The sequence below is a fragment of the Adlercreutzia sp. DFI.6.23 genome, from assembly GCF_024462535.1.
GTDB lineage: Bacteria > Actinomycetota > Coriobacteriia > Coriobacteriales > Eggerthellaceae > Adlercreutzia > Adlercreutzia rubneri.
This window is the reverse complement of the sequence record NZ_JANGBP010000722.1, coordinates 1-291: the sequence shown is the minus strand read 5'-3', so window position 1 is coordinate 291 and position 291 is coordinate 1. Positions and strand designations below refer to the sequence as shown.

Below are 291 nucleotides of genomic sequence, written 5' to 3'. Positions count from 1 at the left end.
GTGCTCTCGGTCGCCGTGCTCTCCGGCGTGAACGACGGGCAGCTTGGCGATCTTCTGCGCTTCTCGCTGGAGAACGCCGATGTGGTGGCGGGGCTTGCCCTGCAGCCCGCCTTCACCTCGGGCCGTTTCGAGGCCGACCGCGAAGGCGCCCTAACGGCGGGCGATGTCATCTTCAAGATGGCCGAGCAGTCCGAGGGCCTCATCGAGGCGCACGATTTCTGGCCGCTCGGCTGCTCGAATCCGCTGTGCGACACCGGCCTGTTCCTCGTGCGCGACCAGCGCGGCGCCGAT

1 pseudogene is annotated in these 291 nt (G+C 68.4%); it reads left to right on the top strand.

Going from position 1 to position 291, the window contains the following annotated elements:
* Nucleotides 1-291: pseudogene (locus tag NE591_RS15215) on the top strand (hypothetical protein); the annotation flags it as partial.